Source organism: Sulfurospirillum sp. UCH001 (assembly GCF_001548035.1).
In the GTDB taxonomy this organism is placed as follows: Bacteria; Campylobacterota; Campylobacteria; order Campylobacterales; family Sulfurospirillaceae; genus Sulfurospirillum.
The window spans coordinates 2,554,483-2,573,338 of the sequence record NZ_AP014723.1 but is presented as its reverse complement, the minus strand read 5'-3'; the positions used below and the strand labels follow the sequence as shown (position 1 = coordinate 2,573,338).

The window sequence follows — 18,856 nt, the reverse complement described above, 5'->3', positions numbered from 1 at the left end:
CTCTGGCGAGCCTAAGCTAGGGAAGCTTATTTAGTTTTGAGAGATTGAATGAAAGATAGAGGGGCTTATAGCTCAGGTGGTTAGAGCGTACCCCTGATAAGGGTAAGGTCAGAGGTTCGAGTCCTCTTAAGCCCACCATGGGGAATTAGCTCAGCTGGGAGAGCGCCTGCTTTGCACGCAGGAGGTCAGCGGTTCGATCCCGCTATTCTCCACCATTTTTTATGGACATTGTCAAACAAGAGAGAAGAAGTTTAATATCAGTTCTTTATTTTAAGAGTTGATATTAGACTTTTTTAGTCTAAAGTTATTTAATTTATTATTGTCAAAGTCAACAAAACGCAAAAAAAACAATTTACAACTTGTTAGATGTTTTACATTTAATAAGGGAGTGAAATGTGCATTAGAATACAAATAGGTAAGCTATTAAGAGCGAATGGTGGATGCCTAGGCTGTAAGAGGCGATGAAGGACGTACTAGACTGCGAAAAGTCACGGGGAGCTGTCAAGAAGCTTTGATCCGTGAATATCCGAATGGGGCAACCCAGCTGATAGTAATATCAGTTACCCTGCGGGGGGCGAACCTGGCGAAGTGAAACATCTCAGTAGCCAGAGGAGAAGAAATCAAATAGAGATTCCGATAGTAGCGGCGAGCGAACTTGGAAGAGGGCAAACCAGATGCTTGCATCTGGGGTTGTAGGACTGCGTTGTAGAATGATGATAGGTAGTAGAGTAACCTGGAAAGGTTAACCATAGCGGGTGATAGTCCCATATACGAAATCTAGATTCATCTTAGCAGTATCCTGAGTAGGGCGGAACACGTGGTATTCTGTCTGAAGCCGGGAGGACCACCTCCCAACCCTAAATACTACTTACAGACCGATAGTGAACCAGTACCGTGAGGGAAAGGTGAAAAGAACCCCAGTGAGGGGAGTGAAATAGAACCTGAAACCATTTGCTTACAATCATTCAGAGCCCTATGATTTATCAGGGTGATGGACTGCCTTTTGCATAATGAGCCTGCGAGTTGTGGTATCTGGCGAGGTTAAGAAAACTCGGAGCCGTAGCGAAAGCGAGTCTTAATAGGGCGAATTAGTCAGATGCTGCAGACCCGAAGCGAAGTGATCTATCCATGAGCAGGTTGAAGCTGGTGTAAGAGCTAGTGGAGGACCGAACTCGCTGACGTTGAAAAGTCTTGGGATGACTTGTGGATAGGGGTGAAAGGCCAATCAAACTTCGTGATAGCTGGTTCTCTCCGAAATATATTTAGGTATAGCGTCATGTTGTAGTATACGGGGGTAGAGCACTGATTGGGCTAGGGCCTATACCAAGGTACCAAACCCTGTCAAACTCCGAATACCGTATATGTAATCATGGCAGTCAGGCGGCGGGTGATAAAATGCGTCGTCAAGAGGGGAACAACCCAGACTACCAGCTAAGGTCCCAAAGTGATAACTCAGTGGAAAACGATGTGGAGTTGCTTAAACAACCAGGAGGTTGGCTTAGAAGCAGCCATCCTTTAAAGAAAGCGTAACAGCTCACTGGTCTAGCGATTCTGCGCGGAAAATATAACGGGGCTAAAGTTATCCACCGAAGCTGTAGATTCTACATAGTAGAGTGGTAGGAGAGCGTTCTAGTCAGCATTGAAGGTGTACCGGTAAGGAGCGCTGGAGCGGCTAGAAGTGAGTATGCAGGCATGAGTAGCGATAAAAGGGGTGAGAATCCCCTTCGCCGAAAACCCAAGGTTTCCTACGCGATGTTCGTCATCGTAGGGTTAGTCGGGACCTAAGACGAGTCCGAAAGGGGTAGTCGATGGAAAGTTGGTTAATATTCCAACACCAATAATAGAGCGCGATGGAAGGACGCTTAGGGCTAAACGAGGCAACTGATGGAATAGTTGTTCGAAGGGTGTAGATTAGATTACAGGCAAATCCGTAATCTTTTATTCGAGACCTGACAGGCACTTGATACTCTTCGGAGTGGATGGTGAATCGTTGATGCCGTCGAGCCAAGAAAAGTTTCTAAGTATATCTGTTATTGCTCGTACCGTAAACCGACACAGGTGGGTGAGATGAGTATTCTAAGGCGCGTGGAAGAAATCTGGTTAAGGAACTCTGCAAAATAGCACCGTATCTTCGGTATAAGGTGTGCCTCCTTCTGTATATGGACTTGCTCCAAAAAGCGGAAAAGGTTGCAACAAAGAGTCCCTCCCGACTGTTTACCAAAAACACAGCACTCTGCTAACTCGTAAGAGGATGTATAGGGTGTGACGCCTGCCCGGTGCTGGAAGGTTAATTGATGTGGTTAGCGCAAGCGAAGCCATTGATCGAAGCCCCAGTAAACGGCGGCCGTAACTATAACGGTCCTAAGGTAGCGAAATTCCTTGTCGATTAAATATCGACCTGCATGAATGGCGTAACGAGATGGGAGCTGTCTCGACCAGGAATCCAGTGAAATTGTAGTGGAGGTGAAAATTCCTCCTACCCGCGGCAAGACGGAAAGACCCCGTGGACCTTTACTATAGCTTGACACTGCTGTTGGGATAAAGATGTGCAGGATAGGTGGGAGGCTTTGAGGGTGTGACGCCAGTTGCACCTGAGCCATTGTTGAGATACCACTCTTCTTTATTCTGATAGCTAACTGGGACATATTATCTATGTTCAGGACAATGTCTGGTGGGTAGTTTGACTGGGGCGGTCGCCTCCTAAAAAGTAACGGAGGCTTACAAAGGTTGGCTCAGAACGGTTGGAAATCGTTCGTAGAGTATAATGGTACAAGCCAGCTTGACTGTGAGACATACACGTCGAGCAGAGACGAAAGTCGGTCATAGTGATCCGGTGGTTCTGTGTGGAAGGGCCATCGCTCAAAGGATAAAAGGTACCCCGGGGATAACAGGCTGATCTCCCCCAAGAGCTCACATCGACGGGGAGGTTTGGCACCTCGATGTCGGCTCATCGCATCCTGGGGCTGGAGCAGGTCCCAAGGGTATGGCTGTTCGCCATTTAAAGCGGTACGCGAGCTGGGTTCAGAACGTCGTGAGACAGTTCGGTCCCTATCTGCCGTGGGCGTAGGAAAGTTGAGGAGAGTTAACCCTAGTACGAGAGGACCGGGTTGAACGAACCACTGGTGTACGGGTTGTTCTGCCAAGAGCATCGCCCGGTAGCTATGTTCGGATGTGATAACCGCTGAAAGCATCTAAGCGGGAAGCCAACTCCAAGATGAACTTTCCCTGAAGACCTCATGAAGACTACATGTTTGATAGGCTGGGTGTGTAATGGGTGAGAGCCCTTTAGCTGACCAGTACTAATAGGTCGTTTGGCTTATTCTATATTAACGTATGATAATGCTATTTCACTTCCTTATTAAGTGTAAAGCGCTTTGTTGACAGACAATACTAAAATCACTAAAGAATGGTGAATTAAGCCTATTTAGCTTATAATGCGAATAGATTTAATTCACGATTCTGGTGGCTATAGAGAAGAGGAAACGCCCTGTCCCATTTCGAACCAGGAAGCTAAGCTCTTCATCGCCGATAATACTCTCTCTTACTGAGATGGAAACGTAGGTCGCTGCCAGTTCCGTGATTCTTCTTTAACCTTCCCTTTTCTCAATCCCTTATTCATAATATCGCAAGCAGCAAAAAAGCTAAAAGATCGTTTCTACATATCTACAGCTCTCTATCTATATACTCAAAACTCTTATCATTATCTCATATGTATATATCGTATACGCGAATCTCATATATTTCTCTTGTTCTAGATGTTGAGATATAATTGACTGAAGAATATATTCTAAAGAAATAATAAACACTTATAAGCAACCTTATGAGAGAAACTATATATTTTAGTTTCCATTATATAGAGTTAGGATCATTGATCTGTCAACACTTTATGATACACAGAAATAAATATTGATCTGGCTACACTTATTAGGACACAGAAATGATAAGATTTCTACATAATAAGGAAGGATTGATAATATGGTCAACAAAGCTCAGAAATATACTCAAGAGTTTAAAAACTCAACAATACAATTAGCCCTCAATAGTGAAAAATCAGCCTATCAAATAGCACAAGATTTAGGGATGAGTGATAAAACACTGTATGCGTGGCTACGAGACTATAGGAAAAAGCATCACTTAATTTCTGAATTACCGAACCGAACTACCAATAGTTCACCCAAAGAAAGTCTTGAAGAGGAGAATCGACGACTGCGTAAAGAGAACTCAAAGTTGAAGATAGAGAGAGATATTTTAAAAAAGGCAGCGGCGTTCTTCGCGAAAGAAGCTCATTGAAGTACGCCTGGATTAAAGAGCATCGTAATGAATTCAATATTGCGCACATGTGCCATTTATTAGAGGTTTCTCGTAACTGTTATTATCGATGGCTTCGAATAGAGAGGCAAGAAGATATGGTATTAAACACCATGATTCAAGATATTTTTCTTAGCACTTATCAAACGTACGGCACACGCCGAATGAAAAAGAGACTTGAACAACTCTATGGATTGATCGTCTCTCGTAGACGTATTGCAAGGATTATGAAAAAACTTGGGCTAAGTTGTCGCAATAAACGTCGTTTTAGAGTTCTTACCACCAACTCCAATCATACCTATGCTATTGCCCCTAATCGAATTCAACAAGATTTTTATGCCTCAGTTCCTAATCAAATGTATGTAGGTGATATAACCTATATCCCGACACAAGAAGGATGGCTCTATTTAGCTGTCGTCATTGATTTATATTCAAGAAGAGTTATTGGTTGGTCTATGGATGCACATATGAGTGCAACACTTGTCAACGATGCGCTTTTTATGGCGCTTAAAAAACGCAATCCTCCGCAGGGTGTCATCTGGCATACCGATCGTGGCAGTCAATATGCTTCCGATGCCCATAAAGCCATGCTTAAAGAATATGGCATCGTCCAAAGTATGAGTGCTAAGGGAAATTGTTATGATAATGCTGTTGCCGAGAGTTTCTTTCATTCTTTAAAAACAGAACTTACGCACCATATGAAATTTGAAACAAGGAGCCAAGCAAATCAAGCTATATTTGAATATATCGAAGTGTTTTATAATAGACAGAGGTTGCACTCTAGTAATGGTTATTTGTCACCAGTGGATTTTGAAAATAAACTGTTACAAAACGATATGAGTGCCTAGACATATTTATTTCTGTGTATCATAAAGTGTTGACAGATCAGTCTCATATATAGATATGCTGCATCTAATTTCGCAAAAAAGTATTTATAGTGCTTTTGTAATAGTATGAATGATGTATAACCATATATTTTTATCCTTTTTATGAACTGTTTTTGAGCGTTTTATTTCATAAAAGATAAAAACTTGATTGATTTGAAATTATATTTATTTTCTTCATTCATTTAACCTAGATTTAAGGAGGTTAAATATATAATTTCGTCCTCGTTTGAGAGAACGGGGTTTAAGAGAACGGCCCAAAGTTGGGGATTTGCGTTCAAGTTCATTAACAATTTAACAATGTCAAATTCAATCTTTGAAATCTAAATAAGCGACCTTAGCCAGGACGCAAATAAAGTAAGAGATTATCAACTCTTCGCAAACAAAGAGATAAGTCAAATGAAGAACACTTCATAAAAATTTTATGGAGAGTTTGATCCTGGCTCAGAGTGAACGCTGGCGGCGTGCTTAACACATGCAAGTCGAACGGATGAAATAAGCTTGCTTATTTCGTTAGTGGCGCACGGGTGAGTAATGTATAGCTAACCTGCCCTTTAGTGGGGGACAACAGTTGGAAACGACTGCTAATACCCCATATTCCTTCTTATCACAAGGTAAGTTGGGAAAGATTTATTGCTAAAGGATGGGGCTTTATGGTATCAGCTAGTTGGTGGGGTAACGGCCTACCAAGGCTATGACGCCTACCTGGTCTGAGAGGATGATCAGGCACACTGGAACTGAGACACGGTCCAGACTCCTACGGGAGGCAGCAGTGGGGAATATTGCACAATGGAGGAAACTCTGATGCAGCAACGCCGCGTGGAGGATGACGCATTTCGGTGTGTAAACTCCTTTTATAAGGGAAGATAATGACGGTACCTTATGAATAAGCACCGGCTAACTCCGTGCCAGCAGCCGCGGTAATACGGAGGGTGCAAGCGTTACTCGGAATCACTGGGCGTAAAGGATGCGTAGGCTGGAAATCAAGTCGAGAGTGAAATCCAACGGCTCAACCGTTGAACTGCTCTCGAAACTGGTTACCTAGAATATGGGAGAGGTAGATGGAATTGGTGGTGTAGGGGTAAAATCCGTAGATATCACCAGGAATACCGATTGCGAAGGCGATCTACTGGAACATTATTGACGCTGAGGCATGAAAGCGTGGGGAGCAAACAGGATTAGATACCCTGGTAGTCCACGCCCTAAACGATGCACACTAGTTGTTGCGATGCTAGTCATTGCAGTAATGCACTTAACAGATTAAGTGTGCCGCCTGGGGAGTACGGTCGCAAGATTAAAACTCAAAGGAATAGACGGGGACCCGCACAAGCGGTGGAGCATGTGGTTTAATTCGAAGATACACGAAGAACCTTACCTGGGCTTGATATCCTAAGAATCCTGTAGAGATATGGGAGTGCTAGTTTACTAGAACTTAGAGACAGGTGCTGCACGGCTGTCGTCAGCTCGTGTCGTGAGATGTTGGGTTAAGTCCCGCAACGAGCGCAACCCTCGTGATTAGTTGCTAACAGTTCGGCTGAGCACTCTAATCAGACTGCCTTCGCAAGGAGGAGGAAGGTGAGGACGACGTCAAGTCATCATGGCCCTTATGCCCAGGGCTACACACGTGCTACAATGGCTAGGACAAAGAGAAGCGATACTGCGAAGTGGAGCAAATCTTAAAACCTAGTCTCAGTTCGGATTGGAGTCTGCAACTCGACTCCATGAAGCTGGAATCGCTAGTAATCGTAGATCAGATATGCTACGGTGAATACGTTCCCGGGTCTTGTACTCACCGCCCGTCACACCATGGGAGTTGAATTCACCCGAAGCCGGAATACTAAACTAGTTACCGACCACGGTGGGTTCAGCGACTGGGGTGAAGTCGTAACAAGGTAACCGTAGGAGAACCTGCGGTTGGATCACCTCCTTTCTAGAGTATATGAGACACTATCTCACAATGGTGTCTCTGGCGAGCCTAAGCTAGGGAAGCTTATTTAGTTTTGAGAGATTGAATGAAAGATAGAGGGGCTTATAGCTCAGGTGGTTAGAGCGTACCCCTGATAAGGGTAAGGTCAGAGGTTCGAGTCCTCTTAAGCCCACCATGGGGAATTAGCTCAGCTGGGAGAGCGCCTGCTTTGCACGCAGGAGGTCAGCGGTTCGATCCCGCTATTCTCCACCATTTTTTATGGACATTGTCAAACAAGAGAGAAGAAGTTTAATATCAGTTCTTTATTTTAAGAGTTGATATTAGACTTTTTTAGTCTAAAGTTATTTAATTTATTATTGTCAAAGTCAACAAAACGCAAAAAAAACAATTTACAACTTGTTAGATGTTTTACATTTAATAAGGGAGTGAAATGTGCATTAGAATACAAATAGGTAAGCTATTAAGAGCGAATGGTGGATGCCTAGGCTGTAAGAGGCGATGAAGGACGTACTAGACTGCGAAAAGTCACGGGGAGCTGTCAAGAAGCTTTGATCCGTGAATATCCGAATGGGGCAACCCAGCTGATAGTAATATCAGTTACCCTGCGGGGGGCGAACCTGGCGAAGTGAAACATCTCAGTAGCCAGAGGAGAAGAAATCAAATAGAGATTCCGATAGTAGCGGCGAGCGAACTTGGAAGAGGGCAAACCAGATGCTTGCATCTGGGGTTGTAGGACTGCGTTGTAGAATGATGATAGGTAGTAGAGTAACCTGGAAAGGTTAACCATAGCGGGTGATAGTCCCATATACGAAATCTAGATTCATCTTAGCAGTATCCTGAGTAGGGCGGAACACGTGGTATTCTGTCTGAAGCCGGGAGGACCACCTCCCAACCCTAAATACTACTTACAGACCGATAGTGAACCAGTACCGTGAGGGAAAGGTGAAAAGAACCCCAGTGAGGGGAGTGAAATAGAACCTGAAACCATTTGCTTACAATCATTCAGAGCCCTATGATTTATCAGGGTGATGGACTGCCTTTTGCATAATGAGCCTGCGAGTTGTGGTATCTGGCGAGGTTAAGAAAACTCGGAGCCGTAGCGAAAGCGAGTCTTAATAGGGCGAATTAGTCAGATGCTGCAGACCCGAAGCGAAGTGATCTATCCATGAGCAGGTTGAAGCTGGTGTAAGAGCTAGTGGAGGACCGAACTCGCTGACGTTGAAAAGTCTTGGGATGACTTGTGGATAGGGGTGAAAGGCCAATCAAACTTCGTGATAGCTGGTTCTCTCCGAAATATATTTAGGTATAGCGTCATGTTGTAGTATACGGGGGTAGAGCACTGATTGGGCTAGGGCCTATACCAAGGTACCAAACCCTGTCAAACTCCGAATACCGTATATGTAATCATGGCAGTCAGGCGGCGGGTGATAAAATGCGTCGTCAAGAGGGGAACAACCCAGACTACCAGCTAAGGTCCCAAAGTGATAACTCAGTGGAAAACGATGTGGAGTTGCTTAAACAACCAGGAGGTTGGCTTAGAAGCAGCCATCCTTTAAAGAAAGCGTAACAGCTCACTGGTCTAGCGATTCTGCGCGGAAAATATAACGGGGCTAAAGTTATCCACCGAAGCTGTAGATTCTACATAGTAGAGTGGTAGGAGAGCGTTCTAGTCAGCATTGAAGGTGTACCGGTAAGGAGCGCTGGAGCGGCTAGAAGTGAGTATGCAGGCATGAGTAGCGATAAAAGGGGTGAGAATCCCCTTCGCCGAAAACCCAAGGTTTCCTACGCGATGTTCGTCATCGTAGGGTTAGTCGGGACCTAAGACGAGTCCGAAAGGGGTAGTCGATGGAAAGTTGGTTAATATTCCAACACCAATAATAGAGCGCGATGGAAGGACGCTTAGGGCTAAACGAGGCAACTGATGGAATAGTTGTTCGAAGGGTGTAGATTAGATTACAGGCAAATCCGTAATCTTTTATTCGAGACCTGACAGGCACTTGATACTCTTCGGAGTGGATGGTGAATCGTTGATGCCGTCGAGCCAAGAAAAGTTTCTAAGTATATCTGTTATTGCTCGTACCGTAAACCGACACAGGTGGGTGAGATGAGTATTCTAAGGCGCGTGGAAGAAATCTGGTTAAGGAACTCTGCAAAATAGCACCGTATCTTCGGTATAAGGTGTGCCTCCTTCTGTATATGGACTTGCTCCAAAAAGCGGAAAAGGTTGCAACAAAGAGTCCCTCCCGACTGTTTACCAAAAACACAGCACTCTGCTAACTCGTAAGAGGATGTATAGGGTGTGACGCCTGCCCGGTGCTGGAAGGTTAATTGATGTGGTTAGCGCAAGCGAAGCCATTGATCGAAGCCCCAGTAAACGGCGGCCGTAACTATAACGGTCCTAAGGTAGCGAAATTCCTTGTCGATTAAATATCGACCTGCATGAATGGCGTAACGAGATGGGAGCTGTCTCGACCAGGAATCCAGTGAAATTGTAGTGGAGGTGAAAATTCCTCCTACCCGCGGCAAGACGGAAAGACCCCGTGGACCTTTACTATAGCTTGACACTGCTGTTGGGATAAAGATGTGCAGGATAGGTGGGAGGCTTTGAGGGTGTGACGCCAGTTGCACCTGAGCCATTGTTGAGATACCACTCTTCTTTATTCTGATAGCTAACTGGGACATATTATCTATGTTCAGGACAATGTCTGGTGGGTAGTTTGACTGGGGCGGTCGCCTCCTAAAAAGTAACGGAGGCTTACAAAGGTTGGCTCAGAACGGTTGGAAATCGTTCGTAGAGTATAATGGTACAAGCCAGCTTGACTGTGAGACATACACGTCGAGCAGAGACGAAAGTCGGTCATAGTGATCCGGTGGTTCTGTGTGGAAGGGCCATCGCTCAAAGGATAAAAGGTACCCCGGGGATAACAGGCTGATCTCCCCCAAGAGCTCACATCGACGGGGAGGTTTGGCACCTCGATGTCGGCTCATCGCATCCTGGGGCTGGAGCAGGTCCCAAGGGTATGGCTGTTCGCCATTTAAAGCGGTACGCGAGCTGGGTTCAGAACGTCGTGAGACAGTTCGGTCCCTATCTGCCGTGGGCGTAGGAAAGTTGAGGAGAGTTAACCCTAGTACGAGAGGACCGGGTTGAACGAACCACTGGTGTACGGGTTGTTCTGCCAAGAGCATCGCCCGGTAGCTATGTTCGGATGTGATAACCGCTGAAAGCATCTAAGCGGGAAGCCAACTCCAAGATGAACTTTCCCTGAAGACCTCATGAAGACTACATGTTTGATAGGCTGGGTGTGTAATGGGTGAGAGCCCTTTAGCTGACCAGTACTAATAGGTCGTTTGGCTTATTCTATATTAACGTATGATAATGCTATTTCACTTCCTTATTAAGTGTAAAGCGCTTTGTTGACAGACAATACTAAAATCACTAAAGAATGGTGAATTAAGCCTATTTAGCTTATAATGCGAATAGATTTAATTCACGATTCTGGTGGCTATAGAGAAGAGGAAACGCCCTGTCCCATTTCGAACCAGGAAGCTAAGCTCTTCATCGCCGATAATACTCTCTCTTACTGAGATGGAAACGTAGGTCGCTGCCAGTTCCGTGATTCTTCTTTAACCTTCCCTTTTCTCAATCCCTTATTCATAATATCGCAAGCAGCAAAAAAGCTAAAAGATCGTTTCTACATATCTACAGCTCTCTATCTATATACTCAAAACTCTTATCATTATCTCATATGTATATATCGTATACGCGAATCTCATATATTTCTCTTGTTCTAGATGTTGAGATATAATTGACTGAAGAGTTAATATACTATTCGTTTTATCACCATCATTCATTCTTATTATAATTATTATTCATTTTATAAGTTTCATTTTTTCAATTAGCTTTTAGTCTCTTTGCGTTAGTATGTTTTCATAAACTCAATTAAAAGGAGAAATGATGAAAAAAGTCTTTGGTTTACTTGTTTCAGCTTTCTTATTGGTAGGCATGATGAGTACATCTGCGTTTGCAGATGCGGCAAAAGGGCAGAAGTACTATCTTAAATACATGAAAGATGGTTCAGGAATGAATGGTGCGAAATTCGCAACACAACACACTCAAGCGGAGTGGAAAGCTCTTTTTGATGGAAAAGCAGAGAAATTTGTTGCTGAGTACTCTAAAAAGTATCCAGGGTTAGAGGCATTTTTAAAAGGCGATAAATTTGAGAAATTTATGCCAGATATTAGAGATTTCTGTGTTGAGTTTGCAAGCGATAGCGGCAACGTTCCATCTTGCTAATTATCTACTAAAATACAATAAGGCTTTTCAGTTAAAATTGACTTTTAACTGAAAAGTTCCTATAAAAGTTAAATTAAAATTACTATTATTACCCCTAATATTCAGTTTTGAACCTTTAAAATTCAGATTAATCTTAAAAAGTAAAAATAAATTTTACTTATTTGTCTTCAAAGTCCATTTTTTAAATTAAAATTTATTTTACTTTTGTTATGATGACTCTATATCTAAAATTTGAAAAGGAGAAATGATGAAAAAAGTCTTTGGTTTACTTGTTTCAGCTTTCTTATTGGTAGGCATGATGAGTACATCTGCGTTTGCAGATGCGGCAAAAGGGCAGAAGTACTATCTTAAATACATGAAAGATGGTTCAGGAATGAATGGTGCGAAATTCGCAACACAACACACTCAAGCGGAGTGGAAAGCTCTTTTTGATGGAAAAGCAGAGAAATTTGTTGCTGAGTACTCTAAAAAGTATCCAGGGTTAGAGGCATTTTTAAAAGGCGATAAATTTGAGAAATTTATGCCAGATATTAGAGATTTCTGTGTTGAGTTTGCAAGCGATAGCGGTAACGTTCCGTCTTGCTAATAGTGTTAAATAATTCTTACTTAAAAAAGGTAAAAAAAAGATGAAAAAAATCATCGCACCACTACTTGTCGGAGTAGCTTTATCATCAGCATTTGCAGCTGATGATTCATTAAAGCAGGAAATTGAAGCGCTTAAAGCGCAAATGGCTGAGTTGAAAAATGCTCAAGCAAAACTCAACGTAGATGCACTGAAAGCTCAAGTTTCTGAGATTAAAGCGCATGATGCAGGAGATAATATTAAATGGACAGTTGATTTTAGAACAGCATATGATGTTGTTGATTATAAAATTAATGGTCTTCCTGATCAAGATAATGGTATTTGGACAAACAAACTTATCCTCGGTATGGGAGCGCAACCTTTAGATAACGTAGTCTTTAAGGGTTCTTTAGCAGCTTATAAAGCATTTGGTCAAACAAATATGAGTGGTACTAGTTATTTTCAAAATTTTGATTGGTATGATTCACAAAAGCCAAATGATTCAACTATTCGTTTAAGAGAAGCTTACTTCTTATACACAGGTGATATGGGTGATGTTCATTATAGTGCTTCATTTGGCCGACGTCCATCAGTTGATGGTTTCTTAACTAATCTAAGAGCAGGGAATGAAGATCCAGCTTCACCAATTGGTCATAATATCAATATGGAATTTGATGGTGCAAGCTTTAAATTTGATTTTGATAAAGTTACAGGTATTTCAGGTCTTTATGCAAAATTATGTTTAGGTAGAGGATTTTCTAATACAACAGGCTCTTATGCTATGAGTAGTACTGGTTTTAATCCAGGATATGTTAATGACAGTAATAATCCAAATATGGATTTAGCTGGTTTAATTATTCAATTCTTTGATAATGGACAATATAAGATTATGGGTAATTATTTTATGGCTAAAAATCTTATGGATATGAACGTATTTGGAATGCGTGCCGCATATACTACGGACCCTATGGACCCAACAAAAACAGTTTATGCACCAATGTTCAACTTTATGGATGTAGGTGATATGACAGGTGGTGCATTATCATTACAAGTTAATGGCATAGGTGATGGGATCAATGATTTCTTAGATGATACTATATTCTTCCTATCTTATGCTTTCAGCAAAACAGATCCTAATAAAAATCAACCTATTGGTATGTATGGTAGCAGTTTATTACCTATGCCTGGAATGTTAGGTTCAATGGATAGCGAAACAGGTTCATCTATTTATACAGGTGTTCAAGTTCCTGGTATCATGAAAGGTCAACGACTTGGTTTAGAATACAACCATGGTAGTAAATATTGGAGAAGCTTTACCTATGGTGAAGATACTTTAGCAGGATCTAAACTTGCAACACGTGGTGATGCTTATGAAATTTACTACATCTTGCCAATTGCTGGAAAGAACTTGACAGCACAACTTAGTTACATCTATATAGATTATGACTATACAGGTAGTGATACATTCTTTGGCTGGACTGGTACACCAATGGATGTTGATACCACACCAAGCGCGGTTAAAACAGCACAAAACGTTCGTGCTTCTTTAAGATACAGATACTAATTTGATCTTCCAAGAGAGGTCATATGACCTCTCTTATCTTTCTCACAATACTCTCATACATCTTTTTCGTTTCAAATTCCCCCAAAGCTATAGCAATTTTGCCTTGATCGCTTAGGTTTAAAATATCGCTTTTAATTGGGATTTGTCCTAAAAGAGGGATAGTGTAAGTAGAACAGAGTTTTTGAGCCCCCCCACTTCCAAAAATATCGTAACGTTTTTTTGTATCGGGTGCTATAAAATAGCTCATATTTTCAACAAGCCCTAAAATAGGCACATGGATGTCTTGAAACATCACAATGGCACGACTCACATCATCGGTTGAGAGCATTTGCGGTGTGGTGACGAGAACAGCGCCACACAAAGGAAGCTCTTGCGCCATTGTGAGCTGTACATCGCCTGTTCCTGGAGGCATATCGATGATAAGAACATCCAACTCTCCCCATGCTACATCTTCCAAAAATTGCATTAAAGCACTTACGGCTACCGAACTTCTCCAAACCAAAGGGGTATCGCTTTTGGGCGTTGTAAGTCCTACACTCATCACTTTAATACCAAAATTCTCACTGGGGATCATTTTATTGTCATCATTCCAACGCAATTTTTCTGTTTCGACACCTAAAAGTCTTGGAATGCTCGGTCCGTAAATATCAGCATCTAAAAGTCCTACCTGTAAACCCATTTGCGCTAGCCCTACAGCAAGGTTGGCTGCTACGGTACTTTTACCAACACCTCCTTTGCCACTGCTAATAGCGATAACTTTTTTGGCATACGGTGCTCTGTTGTTGGGTTTTTGTGTTGAGCCATAAGGTATCTTGGTTTTATGCATTTTCATCCTTTGTAGATAGCGCAAATTCTCGGTTTAAAAGATATTTCGTTTTTTCTATTTTAGCAACACAAGGCTGCATAAAAAGCGCTGCTTTAGGGTAATCCATCATATGGAGTTGCAATGTTTGTGCTTTATGGTTCAAAAGATCACACATTAAAGCAAGAAAGCGTTGTTCTTGTTGTGATTTTTTGACATGTAAAAGAAGTGTTTGCAAGAGAGATGAACGTTTTTTAAAAGGAAGTTCTATCCCAAGTGCTGATCCTATATTTATGATATTTTGAGCATTTATGTAGCAACCACATTGCCACAATGAAAGTAGATGTATCTGCGCATGGAAGGTTTCTGGGTGAACATACATGGCTTTCCTTTAGTTAAGTTATATTTATGTAACAAATTAATAATACTTAAATTATTTTACAACGCGTTAAGTAAATGCAGACTAAAATCGAGTAAATAACTAGGATATAAAGTAACAATTCAGCAATCTTCAGACTTTTAGAGCATGAAATGTTGAAAATTATTTTATTGCTGGTTATTTATGCCTTTATTATTGTGTAAAAATGCTACAAAAAGGAGTTTTTATGGGATGGTTAAGAGGTATTCTCTTAAGCTTTATTGGTGCATCAACACTCTTTGCTACATCAAGTGACATATTGATATCAGCAGAAGATGCGATGAAGCTCATTGGGCAAGAGAAAGTCATGTTTGTTACGGGTGATGACGAAGACATTTACGCGACAGGGCACATTAAAGGCTCCGTTGAGATGTATGCACATCATTTACATCATTCAAGCATTACCGGCAAAATGGAGTGTGCTCCACTTTTTATGTGCAAGGATGAAGCGGAGCATTACATTGGAAGCAAAGGGATCGATAATGATACATTGGTAATTGCCTATGATGACTTTAAAGGTCCTAATGCCACAGGTGTTTATGCCTTTTTTAAGAGCTTTGGACATGAGAAAGTGAAAATTCTGAATGGTGGGCGCGCTGCAATGATGGCGGCTGATCCTGAGCAAAAAATTTATGATGGCATCAAGGCACAGATTAAAGAGGCGAAAGATGACAAAGCTTTAGTTGAAAAGCTTACATCCGAGTTGAAAGATCAAGAAAAAAAGCTCATTGTGCAAAAAGGTGCTGAGGGTAAAGTGACTCCAAAGCAGTATAGCATTGATCTAAGTAAAGTGAATTACAACTATATTGCGGGTAAAGATGAACTGCGCAAAGCGGTGGAAGATTTGATACAAAAGGGACAAAAATCTTCTTATGCAATCATTGATGCACGTGGTTTTGAAGAGATTATGGGTGAGCGCAAAATGGACAATGTAGCACGTGGTGGGCATATACCAGGAGCAACGTTCATTGAGTGGAAAAACGTGACAGATATGGATAAAAAGCTCTCTTTTAAAGAGTTGGAAAAAATGCAAGCTGTTTTTGAACAAAATGGCATTACCAAAGATAAAACCATTTATGCGTATTGCCATGTGGGCGCAGGTCGAAGCTCACACATCATCACAGCACTAGAGCTTTTGGGCTATCCCAATGTAAAAGTATATACAGGAAGTTGGGATGAGTGGGCAAATGATATGAACTTACCGATACGAAGATAGAGGAGAAACGTATGCTAAAGAGAAGAGACTTTTTAAAAATCTCCAGCGCAACCGCAGCGATGATCGCAGGAGAAGGGTATGCGTTTGCCAAGACGGGTGTTACCAAAATCGAAAATGCAAAAGAGAACTACCCTAACACCAGCTATAGCGAAGAGATGTACCGCAATGAGTTTGGCTTTACGTATGGTAAAAAAGAGGAGCATGGCTTTGCGTACCACTGTGTGAACTGCCAAGGTAACTGTTCATGGGAAATTTGGTCTAATAATGGGGTTGTAACGCGTGAAAACCAATCGTCACGCTACCCATCTATCAATGCAAAAGTACCCGATTTTAACCCAAGAGGCTGTAACAAAGGTGTACAACACTCTCAGATCATGTATGAGAAAGACCGATTGCTTTATCCGATGAAGCGTGTGGGCAAAAGAGGCGAAGGAAAATGGAAACGCATCAGTTGGGATGAAGCTTCCAATGAAGTCGCACAAAAGATTTGGGATGTTATGACAGACCCTAAAAAAGGTCCTGAGAAGTTAATGGTACATGCAGGAACAGGACTTTTAACAGAAGGTAGACGAGGCGGTCCACTTCGTCTTTCAACACAACTTGGTGCTGTAAGGATTTATCCTGCCTCTTACCTTGGTGATATGTTTAGTGGTGCAGCCATTGCTTATGGTGAGGGAAATCTTGGTTGTACGTATGACTTTATGTACACGGTAAACACTGCCGTCTTTTGGGGTGGCAATCCTTCTGTCTCACGTATTCCTGATGCGCACTTTGTGTGGGAAGGCAAATACAATGGCGCGAAGATCATCGTTATTACCCCTGAGTTTAATGCAAGTGCTCGTGCGGCAGATTTGTGGATACCCATCAAAGCGGGCAGCGACAACATCCTTGCGATGAGCGTTATCTATGAGATTTTAAATGCAAAGATGTATAAACCTACTTTTGCGAAAACCTATACCGATCTTCCGTTTTTAGTGAGAGTTGACACCAAGAAACTATTGCGACGCTCAGAGGTGGAAAAAGCAAAAGATGAGAAAGAACATCACAGTTTTGATGAGCAATTTTACGCATGGAATGCCAAAACCAACGCCCCTGCAGTGATGCCTGGAAGCGAAGGCAGTGAACATAAAACACTGCGTCTTAGTGACTTTGGTATTGAACCACTCTTGGAGGGCGAATTTGAGGTAACGCTTTTAAGTGGTGAAAAAGTGAAAGTAACCACTGTTTTTGAGATGTTAAAGAAAAGCACTGCACGCTTTAGCCCTGAATCTACTCAAAAAGAGACAGGTGTTCATCCTGACACGGTACGCCAACTTGCACGTGACATAGCTTTGCCAAAAGTTGTGGAAATCACCACAGGTTTTAGTTTGAACAAATACTTCAATGGAATGATGTCTATATGGAACATCGCTTCTATCTGCGGTTTGACAGGACGTATGGGACCGTATGGCGGGCTCAATACCGAAAATGAGTTCCAACTCAGTGGGCTAGAGGCGTTAAGCGGCTTTAGTGGCAAATACACCGCACGTTTTGGTTCAGGCTTTGTGGGTGAATTTATCTTGGGCGATGGTATGAAAACGTTTGAGAAGTATTTTAGCGATGCTGATGTGCGTAGAGCGCAAAATGGGATGAGCAAAGAGGAGTATATTAAGGTTGTTTCATTGCTTCTTGAAAAAGGTAAAGATGGCAAAGAAAAAGGGGTAAAACCACACTGGACGCCAGAAATTGCACTCATCGTTGCAGACGCGAAGTTTAGACGTAACAAAGGCAGTGACTACAAAGAAGCGTTTTTGAAAAAAACCAAATACTTTGCCTATGTCGATACCCGTATGAGTGAAGCAGCTGTCTTTGCAGACATCTTACTACCAGCTAAAAGTCACTATGAGGTGTGGGATATACGAAGTAGTCCTGGGTATCATCGCTTTACCAACTTAGCGCAACCTGCAAAAAATCTCAAGCCTGTAGGTGAAGCGATGGATGAATGGAGTATGTTCTCGCTCATCACCAAAAAGCTTGAAGCAATCGCCAATAAACCAGAAAATAAAGAAAAAGCCAAAGTCAAAGATGACAAACGCTATGCCAAAGAGGGCTTCCATGATCTTACCATCGTACACCAAGAGTTTACAAACAATGATGAAGAGAGTCGATCAGAGATGGAACCACTTTTAGGCACAGACAAACAAGCGGTGGAAGCTGCTCTTGCGAACTGTGTTCAGTATGAACCGTGGACGATTGAGAAGATGTACAAAACAGGAGGTTTTTTACAGCTCAATGAAAAAGCAGCCAAAAGCTCACCACTGTACGCCGATAGGCCGTTTAACTCTAATGAAGATCATCTCTTTAAGTTTCAGCGCTTAGAAACACTGAGTGGTCGCCAAACGTTTTATGTTGACCATGACATGTATATCAAAATGGGTGCTCAAACCAACACAGGCATGCAAGGCATTCGCCCTGACACCAAAGCACATCCATTTGTTATGATGACACCACATGCAAGATGGAGTATTCACTCCAACTATAAAACAAGCCGTACCTTACTTCGTTTACAGCGTGGGGTTCCTGCCATTCAGGTAAACCGCGAAGTGGCAAAGCTTAAAGGGGTGAAAGATGGTGAACAGATTCGTGTTTATAACGCTTTGGGCGAGTTTTACGCTATGGCAAAACTAAGCTCCTCCTGTCCACCCGATGGGCTTGTATTGGAGCATGGTTGGGAGCCTTATATGTATAAACATAAAAAAGGGCACAATGAAGTAGTACCAACAGCACTTAATCTTTTGGAAATGGCAGATGGCTGGGGGCATTTGAAGTTTGGAGGACTTTGGGATGGTAATCAATATGCTTATGATGGCGCGGTTAATTTTGAAAAGGCAAGGGGGTAGGT

The 18,856-nt window shown here is 42.3% G+C and carries 8 protein-coding genes, 4 tRNA genes and 5 rRNA genes; 15 read left to right on the top strand and 2 right to left on the bottom strand.

The genetic code is table 11. The features are described 5' to 3' along the window. Positions 1–61 precede the first annotated feature (61 nt). The 13 genes from UCH001_RS12930 (at position 62) to UCH001_RS12865 (ending at position 13,539) form a co-directional block, all read left to right on the top strand. Positions 62–138: transfer RNA gene (locus UCH001_RS12930), tRNA-Ile, on the top strand. A gap of 1 nt (position 139) precedes the next feature. After that, positions 140–215 (top strand) — tRNA-Ala (locus UCH001_RS12925). Between the two features lie 198 nt (positions 216–413). Beyond that, positions 414–3,324 (top strand): 23S ribosomal RNA (locus tag UCH001_RS12920). 134 nt (positions 3,325–3,458) lie between these two features. After that, positions 3,459–3,574 (top strand): 5S ribosomal RNA (gene rrf / locus UCH001_RS12915). A gap of 401 nt (positions 3,575–3,975) precedes the next feature. Continuing rightward, a protein-coding gene (locus tag UCH001_RS12905) for an IS3 family transposase (RefSeq protein ID WP_145973094.1) occupies positions 3,976–5,156 on the top strand; the annotation gives its coding sequence in 2 pieces (ribosomal slippage) (positions 3,976–4,264 and positions 4,264–5,156; 1,182 coding nt in all). Positions 5,157–5,613: 457 nt separating this feature from the next. Then, positions 5,614–7,122 (top strand): 16S ribosomal RNA (locus UCH001_RS12900). 95 nt (positions 7,123–7,217) lie between these two features. Then, positions 7,218–7,294: transfer RNA gene (locus tag UCH001_RS12895), tRNA-Ile, on the top strand. Position 7,295: 1 nt separating this feature from the next. Beyond that, positions 7,296–7,371, top strand: a tRNA-Ala gene (locus tag UCH001_RS12890). A 198-nt stretch (positions 7,372–7,569) separates the two neighbouring features. Next, a 23S ribosomal RNA gene (locus UCH001_RS12885) occupies positions 7,570–10,480 on the top strand. A 134-nt stretch (positions 10,481–10,614) separates the two neighbouring features. Further along, positions 10,615–10,730, top strand: a 5S ribosomal RNA gene (rrf, locus tag UCH001_RS12880). Together the 16S, 23S and 5S rRNA genes with 2 tRNA genes alongside form the textbook arrangement of a ribosomal RNA operon. A gap of 344 nt (positions 10,731–11,074) precedes the next feature. Beyond that, complete coding sequence (locus UCH001_RS12875) at positions 11,075–11,413, top strand: hypothetical protein (protein ID WP_067178397.1); 339 nt, start codon at positions 11,075–11,077, stop codon at positions 11,411–11,413. Between the two features lie 247 nt (positions 11,414–11,660). Next, the gene (locus tag UCH001_RS12870; RefSeq protein ID WP_067178397.1) at positions 11,661–11,999 is read left to right on the top strand and encodes a hypothetical protein; all 339 of its coding nucleotides are present in this window, start codon (positions 11,661–11,663) and stop codon (positions 11,997–11,999) included. Positions 12,000–12,039: 40 nt separating this feature from the next. Then, entirely contained in the window at positions 12,040–13,539 is a 1,500-nt protein-coding gene (locus UCH001_RS12865) for a DUF3373 family protein (protein ID WP_067178396.1), read from the top strand. Positions 13,540–13,558: 19 nt separating this feature from the next. On the opposite strand, the gene UCH001_RS12860 is transcribed toward UCH001_RS12865, so the two are convergent. Both UCH001_RS12860 and UCH001_RS12855 read right to left on the bottom strand, forming a co-directional pair. After that, positions 13,559–14,365 (bottom strand): Mrp/NBP35 family ATP-binding protein, encoded by an 807-nt coding sequence (locus tag UCH001_RS12860; protein WP_067178395.1) that lies wholly within the window; start codon positions 14,363–14,365, stop codon positions 13,559–13,561. Beyond that, positions 14,358–14,723, bottom strand: coding sequence for a hypothetical protein (locus UCH001_RS12855; protein WP_067178394.1), 366 nt, complete (start codon positions 14,721–14,723; stop codon positions 14,358–14,360). Before UCH001_RS12855 ends, UCH001_RS12860 begins: the two co-directional genes overlap by 8 nt. Before the next feature lie 223 nt (positions 14,724–14,946). On the opposite strand from UCH001_RS12855, the gene UCH001_RS12850 reads away from it, so the two are divergent. Beyond that, positions 14,947–15,975 (top strand): sulfurtransferase, encoded by a 1,029-nt coding sequence (locus UCH001_RS12850; RefSeq protein ID WP_067178393.1) that lies wholly within the window; start codon positions 14,947–14,949, stop codon positions 15,973–15,975. Between the two features lie 11 nt (positions 15,976–15,986). Then, complete coding sequence (locus UCH001_RS12845) at positions 15,987–18,854, top strand: molybdopterin-dependent oxidoreductase (protein WP_067178392.1); 2,868 nt, start codon at positions 15,987–15,989, stop codon at positions 18,852–18,854. The last annotated feature ends 2 nt before the right edge of the window (positions 18,855–18,856 follow it).

Excerpts from the sequence above, each read along its gene's own strand:
- UCH001_RS12875 (WP_067178397.1), top strand. The coding sequence starts at position 11,075 with ATGAAAAAAGTCTTTGGTTTACTTGTTTCAGCTTTCTTATTGGTAGGC.
- UCH001_RS12870 (WP_067178397.1), top strand. The coding sequence starts at position 11,661 with ATGAAAAAAGTCTTTGGTTTACTTGTTTCAGCTTTCTTATTGGTAGGC.
- UCH001_RS12865 (WP_067178396.1), top strand. The coding sequence starts at position 12,040 with ATGAAAAAAATCATCGCACCACTACTTGTCGGAGTAGCTTTATCATCA.
- UCH001_RS12860 (WP_067178395.1), bottom strand. The coding sequence starts at position 14,365 with ATGCATAAAACCAAGATACCTTATGGCTCAACACAAAAACCCAACAAC.
- UCH001_RS12855 (WP_067178394.1), bottom strand. The coding sequence starts at position 14,723 with ATGTATGTTCACCCAGAAACCTTCCATGCGCAGATACATCTACTTTCA.
- UCH001_RS12850 (WP_067178393.1), top strand. The coding sequence starts at position 14,947 with ATGGGATGGTTAAGAGGTATTCTCTTAAGCTTTATTGGTGCATCAACA.
- UCH001_RS12845 (WP_067178392.1), top strand. The coding sequence starts at position 15,987 with ATGCTAAAGAGAAGAGACTTTTTAAAAATCTCCAGCGCAACCGCAGCG.